Origin of the sequence: Streptococcus sp. LMAG:39, assembly GCF_008680485.1 — a bacterium.
GTDB classification, from domain to species: Bacteria; Bacillota; Bacilli; order Lactobacillales; family Streptococcaceae; genus Streptococcus; species Streptococcus pasteurianus.
On sequence record NZ_NALE01000001.1, the window covers coordinates 842,025 to 856,083 of the forward strand.

13 protein-coding genes are annotated in these 14,059 nt (G+C 38.0%); 4 read left to right on the plus strand and 9 right to left on the minus strand.

Annotated features, from left to right (window positions below; genetic code table 11):
* Positions 1-271: 271 nt before the first annotated feature.
* Together scrK and CCC20_RS04105 are read right to left on the minus strand one after the other, a co-directional pair.
* Positions 272-1,153, minus strand: coding sequence for a fructokinase ScrK (gene scrK / locus CCC20_RS04100; protein ID WP_058692431.1), 882 nt, complete (start codon positions 1,151-1,153; stop codon positions 272-274).
* Between the two features lie 152 nt (positions 1,154-1,305).
* Positions 1,306-3,243: a sucrose-specific PTS transporter subunit IIBC gene (locus tag CCC20_RS04105; protein WP_003066321.1), complete on the minus strand. Its 1,938-nt coding sequence runs from the start codon at positions 3,241-3,243 to the stop codon at positions 1,306-1,308.
* 187 nt (positions 3,244-3,430) lie between these two features.
* Here CCC20_RS04105 and CCC20_RS04110 point away from each other — a divergent pair, with 187 nt between their 5' ends.
* Positions 3,431-4,870, plus strand: a complete 1,440-nt coding sequence (locus tag CCC20_RS04110; protein WP_003066324.1) for a sucrose-6-phosphate hydrolase — start codon at positions 3,431-3,433, stop codon at positions 4,868-4,870.
* A 1-nt stretch (position 4,871) separates the two neighbouring features.
* Positions 4,872-5,834 carry a LacI family DNA-binding transcriptional regulator gene (locus tag CCC20_RS04115; RefSeq protein WP_058692476.1) on the plus strand — a complete coding sequence of 321 codons (963 nt, stop codon included), beginning with the start codon at positions 4,872-4,874 and terminating at the stop codon, positions 5,832-5,834.
* A gap of 94 nt (positions 5,835-5,928) precedes the next feature.
* Here CCC20_RS04115 and nusB read toward each other — a convergent pair whose 3' ends face one another.
* The 3 genes from nusB to efp form a co-directional block, all read right to left on the minus strand.
* Positions 5,929-6,357: a transcription antitermination factor NusB gene (nusB, locus tag CCC20_RS04120; RefSeq protein WP_003066329.1), complete on the minus strand. Its 429-nt coding sequence runs from the start codon at positions 6,355-6,357 to the stop codon at positions 5,929-5,931.
* Positions 6,350-6,739: an Asp23/Gls24 family envelope stress response protein gene (locus CCC20_RS04125; RefSeq protein ID WP_012962452.1), complete on the minus strand. Its 390-nt coding sequence runs from the start codon at positions 6,737-6,739 to the stop codon at positions 6,350-6,352. The genes nusB and CCC20_RS04125 overlap by 8 nt, the downstream gene beginning before the upstream one ends.
* A gap of 69 nt (positions 6,740-6,808) precedes the next feature.
* The gene (efp, locus tag CCC20_RS04130; RefSeq protein ID WP_003066333.1) at positions 6,809-7,369 is read right to left on the minus strand and encodes an elongation factor P; all 561 of its coding nucleotides are present in this window, start codon (positions 7,367-7,369) and stop codon (positions 6,809-6,811) included.
* A gap of 167 nt (positions 7,370-7,536) precedes the next feature.
* On the opposite strand from efp, the gene CCC20_RS04135 reads away from it, so the two are divergent.
* Positions 7,537-7,692: a hypothetical protein gene (locus tag CCC20_RS04135; RefSeq protein WP_236718684.1), complete on the plus strand. Its 156-nt coding sequence runs from the start codon at positions 7,537-7,539 to the stop codon at positions 7,690-7,692.
* Positions 7,693-7,781: 89 nt separating this feature from the next.
* On the opposite strand, the gene CCC20_RS04140 is transcribed toward CCC20_RS04135, so the two are convergent.
* From CCC20_RS04140 to uvrA, 4 genes are all read right to left on the minus strand, one after another.
* Positions 7,782-7,961: a hypothetical protein gene (locus CCC20_RS04140; RefSeq protein WP_013852220.1), complete on the minus strand. Its 180-nt coding sequence runs from the start codon at positions 7,959-7,961 to the stop codon at positions 7,782-7,784.
* A 206-nt stretch (positions 7,962-8,167) separates the two neighbouring features.
* The gene (locus tag CCC20_RS04145) at positions 8,168-8,632 is read right to left on the minus strand and encodes a deoxycytidylate deaminase (protein ID WP_009854890.1); all 465 of its coding nucleotides are present in this window, start codon (positions 8,630-8,632) and stop codon (positions 8,168-8,170) included.
* A 33-nt stretch (positions 8,633-8,665) separates the two neighbouring features.
* On the minus strand, positions 8,666-9,727 hold the full coding sequence (locus CCC20_RS04150) for a M24 family metallopeptidase (RefSeq protein ID WP_058692477.1): 1,062 nt from the start codon (positions 9,725-9,727) through the stop codon (positions 8,666-8,668).
* 147 nt (positions 9,728-9,874) lie between these two features.
* A complete protein-coding gene (uvrA, locus tag CCC20_RS04155; RefSeq protein ID WP_287179297.1) occupies positions 9,875-12,700 on the minus strand; it encodes an excinuclease ABC subunit UvrA in 2,826 nt (941 codons plus the stop codon).
* A gap of 315 nt (positions 12,701-13,015) precedes the next feature.
* On the opposite strand from uvrA, the gene CCC20_RS04160 reads away from it, so the two are divergent.
* Positions 13,016-13,960: a magnesium transporter CorA family protein gene (locus CCC20_RS04160; protein ID WP_003066347.1), complete on the plus strand. Its 945-nt coding sequence runs from the start codon at positions 13,016-13,018 to the stop codon at positions 13,958-13,960.
* Positions 13,961-14,059: the final 99 nt, after the last annotated feature.

Sequence of the window (14,059 nt, forward strand, 5' to 3'; positions counted from 1 at the left end):
AGAAAAGTATCGTTTTTTATGCTCGCTTTGCTCCCAAAATTGAACGAGATTAATATAAAATTAAAACGTATTTTAGGAAGAAAATAGCTTTGTCTAGTCTTAATTTAATGATTCCTATTTTTACAGTTTTGACTCGCTACGATTATACCCTTTTTTTGCCTCAACAACAAGAAAACACATTAAATCAACTTCATAAGATTTCAGATAAAAAAAGATTGAAGAAAGCTTCCTTAGATTCCCTCAATCTCAATGGTTTATTAGACATTAATAATTAGCGTTCAGATACTTTTTTAGCCAAAGCAAAGTTACCAAGAGTAGCAGAACCATTTTCAGAAACACCTGGTGTCACAATATATTCTGTTACATCTGGAACTGGTACGTAACCATTTAACAAAGCAGTGAATTTATCACGAACGCGTTTCAACATGTGTTCTTGAGCCATAACACCACCACCAAAGACAATAACTTGTGGACGGTAAAGAAGAGTAGCTTGAACTGCAGCTTGTGCGATATAGTAAGCTTGAACGTCCCAAACTTCTGAATTCAACTCAATCAATTCACCACGAATGCCTGTACGGCCTTCTAGTGATGGTCCTGCTGCCATACCTTCTAGACAACCTTTGTGGAAGGGACAGAAACCAGTATAGTTGTTCGCAACGTCTTGTGGATGTGGAGCCACATAAACGTGACCAGCTTCTGTATGACCGATACCGCCGATGAATTCACCATTTTGAATTGCACCGGCACCGATACCTGTACCGATTGTGTAATAGACAAGGCTCTTAACACCTTTACGAACAATTGTTTCACCATAAGCAGAGCTGTTAACATCTGTTGTGAAATACATTGGCACCTTAAAGTGTTTTGAAATCAATCCAACCAAGTCAACATTAGCCCAGTGTGGTTTTGGAGTGGTTGTGATATAGCCGTAAGTTTCTGAATTTTCATCAATATCGATTGGACCAAAAGAGCCAATAGCAATTCCTGCCAAATCAGCTTCAAAACGTTTAAAGAATGCTACTGTTTTGTCAATGGTTTCATAAGGGGTTGTTGTTGGAAATTGTACTTTTTCAACAACTTGGAAATTTTCATCTCCAACGGCACAAACAAATTTGGTTCCGCCCGCTTCTACACTACCGTATAATTTAGTCATTTTTTCTCCCTCAATTACTAATTTTATACTCAATATTATACACAAAAGAAAGCGATAACGCAATAGTAAAAACAGCTTAAAACCTTGTAAAATCAAGCTTCTCTCTATATAAAAAGAGGTGAATATCCACCTCTAAAAATATACATATATATTTATTTGACTTTAAGTAAATCTGCACCTTCTTCAATTGTACCTTCTGTAACTGAAGTCACTTCTGAATAGTCAGCAGTATTTGTCACAATAATCATTGTTGTATCATCAAGACCCGCTGCTGCAATAGCTGCAGTATCAAATGTTCCAAGAACATCGCCTTTTTTAACTTTTTGATTAGCAGTAACCTTTTGTGCAAATCCTTTACCATTCATTGATACTGTGTCGATACCAACATGAATAAGAACTTCAGCACCATTGTCAGATTTAAGACCATAAGCATGACCAGTTTCAAAAGCGATTTGGACTATACCATCAACTGGAGAGTAAACTGTATTTCCGCTTGGTTTCACAGCAATACCTTTACCCATAGCTTCTGATGAGAATACCGGGTCATTTACTGCTGTAAGAGGAACTGTTTCACCAGCGAGTGGGCTAACAATTGTTTCAGCAGACACACCAGGTTGAGCTGATTCAGCAGCAACTTCTGCTTCTTTAGTGGATGGAGTTTCAACTGCTATTTGTTCAGCAGCTGCTTCCGCTTCAAAGACACCTGCAGCTTTTGTTTTACCGTAGAAGTAAGTGATTGCAAAAGCAATCGCAAAGCTAATTAATTCACACAATACATAGAATGGAATGGATGTTGCATTGATAGAAAGAAAACCAAGGAAACCTGCTGAACCAAGTGAGACAGCAACTACCTTAAGTAAACCTGCCACCGCTGCAGCAACTCCTGAACCAATTAAAGCGCAGAAGAATGGGAAACGATATTTCAAGTTAACCCCAAATAACGCAGGTTCGGTGATACCAAGAAGCGCTGATACCCCTGCAGATGAAGTAAGGCCTTTTGTCTTAGAATTTTTAGTTAAGAACCAGATTGCAAATGTAGCGGCACCCTGAGCAACATTTGCCATAGAAGCAACTATAAAGATGAAATCACCATATCCCACACCATTTGTCCATGCTGAAAGCAGTTGTGTTTCAATCGCTGGGAAAGATTGGTGAAGCCCAGTCATAACAATAAGTGAATAAGTACCACCAAAGATACCCATTCCAATAAATCCAGTTGTATTATACAACCAAACAATTGCATCTGTAATTCCATTAGATACCAATAACATTACAGGACCAATAACTGTGAAAGTTAGGAAACCAGTAATCATTACTGATAATAATGGCGTAAATGTAAAGTCAACAGATGACGGTAGTTTTTTGTGGAAGAATTTCTCTAATACTGATAACAACCAAACAGCGGCTAACACTGGAATAACTTGATAAGCATAATTCGTTTGAGCAACATGATAACCAAAAATATTCCAATATTCCGTCGAACCACCAAGATCTGGTGTTGTCATAATCATACCAATCGCAGCACCAAGGAATTGATTTGCTCCAAAACGTTTCGCAGCTGAAATTCCAACTAAGATTGGTAAGAACATGAAAGGTGCAGCTGACATAAGCTGAATCATTGCAGAAATACCCTTGATAGCAGGATACATTTCTTCAATTGACTTAGGTCCAAAAAGTCCAGCAGATGTCAAAAAGTTTCGCAATGCCATCAATAGACCACCTGCAACAAGAGCAGGAATGATTGGTACAAAAATATCTGACAGCAATTTAATCAATGCCATAATTGGATTGAATTTTTTACCACTGCTAGCAATTTGTTTTAAATCATCCGTCGAAACTTCTGAAAGACCAGTCTCTTTAATAAGTTCATCATAAACAAAGTTAACATCACCAGCACCGATAATAACTTGATATTGGCCATCAATTTTAAATGTACCTTTCACATCTGGATTTTCATCCAATGCTTTTTGGTCAACTTTTGTATCATCCTTTAGTACGAGACGAAGTCGTGTCGCACAATGCGCAGCTGCAACAAGATTGTCTTTTCCGACTGCTTTTACAACGTCGGAAGCTACCTTACCATAATCCATTACAGTAACTCCTTTTATAATTTTCTTTCGTGAAAGCGTTTCACTTAACTACATTTACATTCTAACACATTTTAGATATATGTCAAGCGTTTATCATATTTTTTATTTTTTTGTGTAAAATGATTGATTTTTAAGAAGAAAACGTTTACTATATTATTTGTATATAGATAAATAAAAGGAGAAAATTATGGATTTACCTAGAAAAATACGATATCGTGCTTATGCTGATTGGAGCAAAGAGGAGAGAGAAACAATCAATAAAAATGTAAAACAATCTCCTTGGCATGCTAGCTATCATATTGAACCTAAAACTGGATTATTAAATGACCCTAATGGTTTTTCTTTCTTTAACGGCAAATACACACTCTTCTATCAAAATTGGCCATTTGGAGCGGCTCATGGCTTAAAAGAATGGGTTCATACAGAATCAGATGATTTAGTTCACTTTTATGAAACTGGTACTGAGCTTCGTCCCGACACCAAACGCGATAGCCATGGCGCTTATTCTGGCTCTGCCTATGAAATAGATGGGAAGCTTTTCTTATTCTACACTGGAAATGTCCGTGACGAAAATTGGGTACGCTACCCATTTCAAATCGGTGCTTGGATGGATAAGGACTACAATATTACAAAGTGTGAAAATGTTCTTATTCACCAAGCTAATGATGTAACCGATCACTTCCGTGATCCACAGCTCTTTAACTACAAAGGTCAATTTTACGCAATCCTTGGAGCTCAAAATCTTAATGAATCAGGCTTCATTAAATTGTATAAAGCTGTTAATAACGATATTGAAAATTGGGAAGAAGTTGGTAACCTTGATTTTGGTGGTACAGGCTCAGAATATATGATTGAATGCCCAAACCTTGTTTTCGTAGACGATAAACCTGTTCTGCTTTATTGTCCACAAGGTCTTGATAAAACAGAGCTAGATTATAGTAATATTTTTCCGAATACTTACAAAATATGTCAATCGTTTGACACTAAACATGCAAAACTTGTTGATGCTTCTGAAATCCAAAACCTTGATTATGGATTTGAAGCCTATGCCACTCAAGGATTTAATGCTCCTGATGGACGTGCTTTAATTATTAGTTGGATTGGACTTCCTGATATTGATTATCCAACAGATAAATACGATTATCAAGGAGCAATGAGTCTTGTTAAAGAACTTTCTATCAAAAACGGAAAACTCTATCAGTACCCTGTAGAAGCTATCACGTCCCTTCGTGCGGCTTCTGAAACGTTTGCTAACAAATCCGAAACCACTAATACTTATGAGTTAGAATTGATTTTCCCCGAAAATCAAAAATCTGAAATTCTTCTTTTTGCAGATGAGAAAGGCAATGGACTTAGCTTGACTGTAGATACTAAAGACGGTAAAATTATCCTTGACCGCAGTAAAGCCGGTGTTCAATATGCTACAGAATTTGGTACAAGTCGTGAATGTTCGATTGATACAAAAGAAACAAGTGCTAATATTTTTGTAGATAATTCGATTATTGAAATCTTTATCAACAAAGGAGAAAAAGTATTTACTAGCCGCGTGTTCCCTGAAGAAGGACAAAATGGTATTAAAATCAAATCAGGCGAAGCAAGTGGAACGTACTTTGAATTAAAATACTAACATGATAGCAAAACTAACGGATGTCGCAGAATTAGCTGGAGTAAGTCCAACAACCGTCTCTCGTGTCATTAATAATAAAGGTTATTTATCAGAAAAAACAAAACAAAAAGTTCAAGAAGCTATGAAGACTCTGGGTTACAAGCCTAATAATTTAGCTCGCGGACTTCAAGGTAAATCAGCCCAACTTATTGGACTTATCTTTCCTAATATCAGCAACATTTTCTATTCTGAACTAATTGAATATCTTGAAATTGAATTATTCAAACATGGTTATAAGGCGATTATTTGTAACAGCCAAAATGATCCTGCTAAGGAGCGTGAATACATTGAAATGCTTGAAGCTAATCAAGTTGATGGTATCATCTCATCTAGTCATAATTTAGGAATTGATGATTACGAGCGTGTTGCAGCTCCTATTATTGCTTTTGACAGAAATTTAGCTCCCAATATCCCTATTATCTCTTCTGATAACTTTGAAGGGGGTAAATTAGCCGCTAAAACATTACAAAAAAATGGCTGCCAAAATATCATTATGATTACAGGAAATGATAACACAGATTCACCCACAGGCTTACGCGCTCTTGGTTTTTCTTTCCAAATCCCAGAAGGCAAGATTTTTAAAGTTCCTAACACCCTATCCACAATTCGTCGTGAAATGGAAATCAAGTCAATCATTGCAAGTAATAAACCAGATGGCATCTTTGTTTCAGATGACTTAACAGCAATCCTTACCATGAAAATTGCACATCAGCTTGAGCTGAAGATTCCTGATAATTTAAAAATTATCGGCTATGACGGGACATCATTTATTGAGAATTTCTTCCCACAATTGACAACCATTCGACAACCGATTGATGAAATTGCAAGCCTAATCGTGGATGTTCTGTTAAAGAAAATCAAAGGCGAAAAGGCGAGCAAAGATTACATTCTACCAATATCACTTCTGCCTGGCGGAAGTATTTAGATATAAAATCACCAACTATCACAAAGATAGCTGGTGATTTTACTAATGATTTCTATTGAAACAGAGCGAAAGCCTATAACTTTCACTCTGTTTATTATTCTACGACAAATTGGCTCAACAAGCCATTGACAAATTTTGCTGAAGTGTCATCTGAATACTTTTTAGCAATTTCGATGATTTCATTTACCGCTACACGTCCTGGAGTTTCTTCGAAATATTTGATTTCGTAAAGCCCCAAGCGAAGCAAGGCTCTATCAGTTAGTGTCAAACGTTCTAATGACCAACCTGACTTCAAATGTGTCTCAATTTGTTGGTCGATTTCAAATTTTAAATCTTGTACGCCTTTAACAAGATTTAAAAGAAAGACAGGAACATCAATAGTATCGTCTTCTTCGATTGTCTTGTCATAAGTATAGGCAAACTGTGCGGCTGCTAAATATTCTCCACCAAATTCTAGGCTAAAGAGCGCTTGGAAAGCACGTTCACGAAGGTCTCGTCTCGAATTTGTAAAATTATTAGTCATCCAAGAAATCCTCATCAAATAATGCTTTCAAATCTGGTTTTGGTGTTTTTTCAGGAACGATACCTTCAACGTGAATATTAACAGATGAAATTGTTACTTCTGCCATATCGTAAACAGCTGCTTTCACAGCTTGTTGGATTGCGATTGAGACAGCAGGAACATTAACACCATATTGAAGATAAACGTAAATGTCTGCATTAACTGTGCCGTCTTCTTCTGTTTGAAGGTAAACTCCTTTACCTAAAACTGTTTTGCTGAAACTATCTGTCATAGCTTTATTACGAAGTGAATGAACGCCATCGACTTTTGTTGCAGCAATACCTGTGATAACTTCTAGTACTCGTGGTGAAATAACAATATCACCGATATTTTCAGTTGTCATAAGCATTCCTTTCTAAATTAAAATATAAGGATAAAAGCAAAGAGAACGATGCCCTCTCTACTAGCAAGCTTAAGCACGTGATACGTAAGTACCTTCTTGCGTATTAATCACCAATTTTTGACCGATTTCGATAAAGTCTGGTACGTTAACAACAAGACCTGTTTCAAGAGTTGCAGGTTTACCTGAACCAGTAACAGTAGCACCTTTGATAGATGGTTGAGTATCAGTAACTGTCAATTCAACTGTTGTAGGAGCAGTTACACCGATAACTTCTGTACCGTAAAATTGGATTTTAACTTCAGAGTTTTCAAGGATGTAAAGTAATTCTTGCTCTACGTTAACAACTGGGATTTCATACTGTTCGTAGCTTTCAGTATCCATGAAGTATGCTGTGTCATCCATTTTGTAAAGATATTGTGCAGCACGTGTTTCGATGATTGCTTGTTCAAATTTTTCTTCTGGACGATAAGTAGTATCAAAGGTTGAACCAGTACGTACATCACGAAGTTTCATACGCATAACAGTATTACCTTTACCTGGTTTGTGGTGACTTGCTTCGAGAACTTTGATGAGTTTTCCATCAGATGTTACAAAGGTCATACCTGCTCTAAGCTTACTTGCTTCAATCATTTATTAATTACCTCTTATAAATTATTTATCACTTCATTCTACCATAAAATACGCTATGGCTCAAATGTTTTTAATCTTTGAAAAGGCATTACTACATCTTTCTTGTCAAAGAAATTTCACTCTGCTAAAATGAATTATCAATTATTTATTCTAACGAAGATTTATGGATGACAGTAAGACTTAAAAATACAAGCAGTCCAATCAAGGAAGTCAAAGGTGGCTTTATCTGGACAACACTTTTCTTTTTCTTATTTGTGCCATTGTTTCGCAAGGATTGGAAATGGCTGGAAATTGTAATTGACTCAATCATTGCAGGTTTGTAACGCCAACTCTCAATATTGATGCTAATGCCAGTCTTGTTCTTAACATCGCCTTTGCTGTTTTATATAATAATTTTTATATCAACGATTTGCTAGCAAAGGGTTGGGCCTGCTTCAGAAATTGATGACAAAATTTTAAATGATAAATTGAGATAAAAAATTTCATTTTCAGGCTCTACTTTCCCATCATTGCCTGTTTTCCTAAATACATAGAGCATGACAAGTAAACATACAACGCCGAATAAATCGCCGTCTCCACTAGATGTTGGCATGCTACTGCTCGAGCTTGAAACGCTAGAGACCACTCGAAAACCACCAAAAGAGCCAAAGCCTCCGTCAGTCGTGACACTACCCCTACTTTCCAGTATTGTCAACTCCTGCATAGACTGGTTGAGAGAGATTAAAGAATAAAACTAAAATCCCTAATATTGCAAGAATGATTCCCTTATTTTTCATAAATCATTTTCCCTAAACTTCATTAATCTTCCGATTCATCCATTCCCAATTTAACTTCTGGAACGTCATGTTGAACGTATTCAACACCTTTTTGTTCCATTAATTCGATAGCAAATGGATGCATGCGATAGGCAGTCTTATAAGTAATTTTTTTAATTCCCGCTTGAAGCAGCGCCTTGGTACAGTTGATACATGGAAAATGTGTGACGTAAATTTCTGTACCTTTGGTTGAAATACCTTCCTTAGCACACTGAATAAGCGCATTCATTTCAGCATGAACGGTACGGATACAATGTCCGTCCTCCATTTTATGCCCAACTTCATTACAATTATCAGTTTCTGACACACCACCGTTGTAACCAGTCGCGATGATGCGATTATCTTTCACCAAAACAGCACCAACAAAAGCACGGTCACAAGTCGAACGCTTGGAAATCAGCTCCGCATTTGCCATAAAATAATCTTGCCAAGAAAGTCTATCAGTCATCGTTTTCCTCCTTATCTAACTCTAACTCTAACTCTACAACACAATCAATTCTTTTGGTGCTAAGGTTAAGACTTCGCAGCCATTTTCTGTCACAACCAAATCATCTTCGATACGGACACCGTATTTGTTATCAAGGTAAATTCCTGGTTCATCCGTAATAGTCATACCAACTTCAACCAACTCATCTGAATTGCCAAAGAACGGAATTTCATGAATATCAAGCCCAATGCCATGTCCAATGCCGTGCGTGAATTGCTCAGCATATCCCGCTTTTACAATCACATCACGCGCCAATTTATCGTAATCACGGCGTGTCATTCCTGCTTTGACCGAATCAATCACCGCTTGATTAGCACGTAAAACCACGTCATAAATTTCACGCTCTTCATCAGTCGTCTCACCAATATGAATGGTACGTGTCATATCACTGACGTAATGGTTGTAGTAGCAACCAAAATCAAGCGTCAAAGTTTCACCAGATTGGATGACTTTCTCACTGGCTACGCCGTGAGGCATGGCAGAGCGGTAACCAGAAGCTGCAATGGTTTCAAAAGACACACCAGAAGCACCGTATTCACGCATACGAAAATCAAGGAAATTCGCCACTTGTAATTCTGTTGTCTGACCTGGTTTGATGAAATCAAGCATGTCAGCAAAAGCGCGGTCGGAAATCGAGCAAGCCTTACGAATCGTTGCAATCTCAGAAGAGTCTTTAATCATGCGCAATTCTTCCATAAAATTCGTCATAGCTACCAAATCATAACCTGCAAACACACCCTGCAAAGTCTGATAATAAGCAAAAGATACTTGGCTGTCAAAACCAATTTTCTTTAGATTATCCGCCTGAATCACCTTAGCAATTTCTTGGAGAGCATCTCTACTTTCAATGATGTCAAATCCTTGAACAGACTGTTTAGCAATCAAGGTATAACGAGCATCCGTCACAAACAACCGACGACTTTTAGAAATAAAAACAGTCGCTGACGTTCCCCAGAACCCTGTCAAATAATAAATATTATTTTGACCAGTCACCAAAAACGCATCAACCTCTGATTGATTCAACTTAGCCTCAAATCTCTCAACTCTCGCTAGCATACAACTCTCCTTAGTAGATATTTTAAAATTATTATACCAAAAAAACACCAAGACAATCGTATTCTACCGACTTTTTCCAAAAAAGCTTAAGCGGTGAAGGAAAGTTGATGAAAAACACCCCGAAAACCAGATTTCGGAGTGTATTTTTTATTTCAATTTGTCTTTTAAATATTGTCCTGTGAAGGATTCTTTAACTTTGGCGACCTCTTCTGGTGTGCCTGTGGCAACGATTTGTCCACCACCGACACCGCCTTCTGGTCCAAGGTCGATAATGTGGTCAGCTGTCTTAATCACATCAAGATTGTGTTCAATGACAAGCACGGTATTTCCATCATCCACGAAGCGTTGAAGGACTTTAAGCAGACGAGCAATGTCATCTGTGTGAAGTCCTGTCGTTGGTTCATCAAGGATATAAAGGCTCTTACCAGTTGAGCGTTTGTGAAGTTCACTCGCCAATTTCATACGCTGTGCTTCACCACCAGACAGCGTTGTGGCTGGTTGTCCGAGAGTAACATAACCAAGTCCAACGTCTTTGATAGTTTGCAATTTGCGTGCGATTTTAGGGATTGGTGCAAAGAATTCAACCGCATCATTGACTGTCATATCAAGAATTTCAGCGATATTTTTGTCTTTGTAATGAACTTCAAGCGTTTCACTATTATAACGTGTGCCATGACAAACCTCGCAAGGTACGTAAACATCTGGCAAGAAGTGCATTTCAATTTTGATAATTCCGTCACCAGAACAAGCCTCGCAACGTCCACCTTTGACGTTAAATGAGAAACGTCCTTTTTTGTAACCACGAATCTTAGCTTCATTGGTCTTAGCAAAAAGGTCACGAATATCATCAAAAACACCTGTGTAAGTTGCAGGATTTGAACGCGGAGTACGACCGATTGGGCTTTGGTCAATGTCAATCAAGCGTTCAATGTTTTCAATACCTTCAAGTGCCTTGTGTTTACCAGGTTTGGCAGAATTGCGATTTAATTTTTGAGCAACAGCTTTTTTCAAAATACTGTTAACCAAGGTTGATTTTCCAGAACCCGAAACACCTGTCACCGCAATGAATTTACCAAGTGGGAAAGTCACATCAATATTTTGCAGGTTATTTTCAGAAGCACCTTTGACACGAAGCACGCGCCCATTTCCTTTACGACGTTCTAGTGGCACAGGAATTTCTTTTGCTCCAGACAAATATTGCCCTGTAATTGATTTTTTATTTTTGGCAACATCTTCTGGCGTTCCAGAGGCAACAATTTGCCCACCAAAATCACCTGCACCTGGTCCGACATCAATGAGCCAATCAGCTTGGCGCATGGTATCTTCATCGTGTTCAACGACAATCAAGGTATTGCCCAAATCACGCATTTTTTTCAAGCTTGAAATCAAACGGTCATTGTCACGTTGATGAAGCCCAATCGAAGGTTCATCCAAAATATAAAGGACACCTGATAGGTTTGAACCAATTTGCGTTGCCAAGCGAATACGCTGACTTTCACCACCAGATAAAGTCCCCGCAGAACGCGACAAGGTCAAATAATTCAAGCCAACATTATTTAAGAAGGTCAGACGGTCTTTGATTTCCTTAACAATCGGCGTTGCAATCGTCTTTTCATTTTCAGAGAGTTCTAGGTGAGTTAAAAGTTCCAAGTGGTCAGCAACTGACAAATCAGACACTTGCCCAATATTTAAGCCATTTTCGCCACCAACACGAACACAAAGTGCTTGATTATTTAAACGATAACCATGACAAGTTGCACATGGCAATTCATTCATGTAACCACGCATAACATTACGTGTAAAGTCACTATTTGTTTCATGATAACGGCGGTCAATATTATTGACAACTCCCTCAAACGGAAGGTCGATATTACGTTCACCACCAAAGTCATTGATATAGTGGAAATGGAATTCACGCTCGCCTGAGCCATACAAGACCAAGTTTTGTTCTTCTTCTGTCAAATTTTCAAATGGTGTATCCATATCAATACCAAAAGAAGTCATGGCTTGTTCTAGCATGGCTGGGTAATAGTTAGATGAGATTGGATTCCACGGTGCTAAAGCCCCTTCACGAAGCGTTTTACTACGGTCAGGAATCACCAAATCCAAATCGACTTCCAATTTGCTTCCCAAGCCATCACAGGTTGGGCATGAACCAAACGGTGCGTTAAATGAAAAAAGACGTGGTTCCAATTCTGGAACGGTAAAACCACAAACAGGACATGAATAATGCTCTGAAAAGAGCAATTCATTACCATCCATAGTATCAATAATCACATAACCATCAGCCAATCGAAGCGCAGCTTCCACCGAATCAAACAAGCGCGAACGGATACCGTCTTTATTAATCAAACGGTCAACAACGATTTCGATATTGTGCATTTTGCTCTTAGATAACTTAGGAACTTCTGAAATATCGAAAATCTCGCCATCCACGCGCACACGCACATAACCCTCTTTTTGAATACGGTCAAAAATCGTCTTGTGTTGTCCTTTTTTACGACGCACAACTGGCGCTAAAATCTGCATTCGCGTCCGTTCTGGCAATTCCAAAACTTGGTCAACAATTTGCTCAACAGATGATGCCGTAATGGCACCATGCCCATTGATACAATACGGCGTCCCCACGCGAGCATATAAAAGACGCAGATAATCGTTAATTTCTGTCGTTGTCCCTACCGTAGAGCGAGGATTTTTACTAGTTGTTTTTTGGTCAATGGAAATAGCAGGGCTGAGACCTTCAATCGAATCAACATCTGGTTTTTCCATATTACCAAGAAACATACGCGCATAAGCTGACAAACTTTCTACATAACGACGTTGCCCTTCTGCGTAAATCGTATCAAATGCCAAACTTGACTTTCCCGAACCAGACAAACCAGTCACAACAACCAACTTATCCCGCGGAATGTCAACATTGATATTTTTTAAATTGTGGGCACGTGCCCCACGAATAATTAATTTATCTTGCATAATCTATTCATCAGCAAAATGAATAACCTATCTTGATGATCCTTCATCCGATAGGTTCACTTTTTACCAATGTCCTAGTCCTTTCTTCATAGCTACTTCTAAGATTCTTACCTTATTATAACAAATTTTCTACTATTCTTTATCCCAAAAAACTGCTAATTGTAGTATAATAGATTAGTATGTAAAATTTTCTCCTCTTGAAAATATCAAGCTAAGGATTTTAATATGACATACAGCAAAAATAAATGGAACAAAATCCAATGTTATACGTTTAACTAGATTTTGTATCTTAGAGTAAAAGGAGGGGTTGTTTTTATGGAACAAATGTTTCTATCAACAGCGTTAGAATTTAAAGAAATCAATACATTCGAGCCCGGCGCTTGGATTAATTTGGTCAACCCCTCCCAGGAAGAATCTGTCAAATTATCTGAGCAATTCAATATCGATATTACAGACCTTCGTGCGCCACTCGACCTTGAAGAAACATCACGTATTGCCGTTGAAGATGATTATACATTGATTATCGTCGATGTGCCAACCTACGAAGAACGTAATAACAAAAGTTACTATGTCACTATTCCGCTCGGTATTATCGTGACAGACAACGCTGTTATCACAACGTGTTTGCAAGAATTGACGCTTTTTGATAATTTTTTCAATCGTCGTGTGAAAAACTTTTACACATTCATGAAAACACGTTTTGTATTCCAATTGCTTTATCGCAATGCAGAACTATTCCTAACAGCCCTTCGTTCTATCGACCGCCAAAGCGACCGAATCGAAGCTGAATTGGAAAACGCCACACGTAATGAGCAATTAATTGACATGATGGAGTTGGAAAAATCTATCGTCTATTTGAAAGCCTCATTGAAATTCAACGAACGTATCGTTAAAAAGCTTTCAAGTAGCACCAGCTCTTTGAAAAAATATATCGAAGATGAAGATTTGCTTGAAGACACTCTGATTGAAACGCAACAGGCGATTGAGATGGCTGGCATTTATGAAAATGTCTTGAACGCCATGACAGAAACAACTGCTTCAATCATCAACAACAATCAGAATACAATCATGAAAACCTTGGCATTGATGACCATGGCTTTGGATATTCCAACTGTTATCTTCTCAGCTTATGGCATGAACTTCCAAAATAACTGGTTGCCACTAAATGGTCTACCACACGCCTTTTGGTACATTGTTTTTATCGCCGCTGCTATGAGCGCCTTCGTTGTTATCTATTTCTTTAGGAAGAAGTGGTTTTAACCTGCCAAATTCTGTTGCGACTAAGGTCGCTAACAGAATTACGGAAGAATCCTAATAGGATTCTTCCTAGGCAGCTTACTAGTTTGAAAGGTGACTATT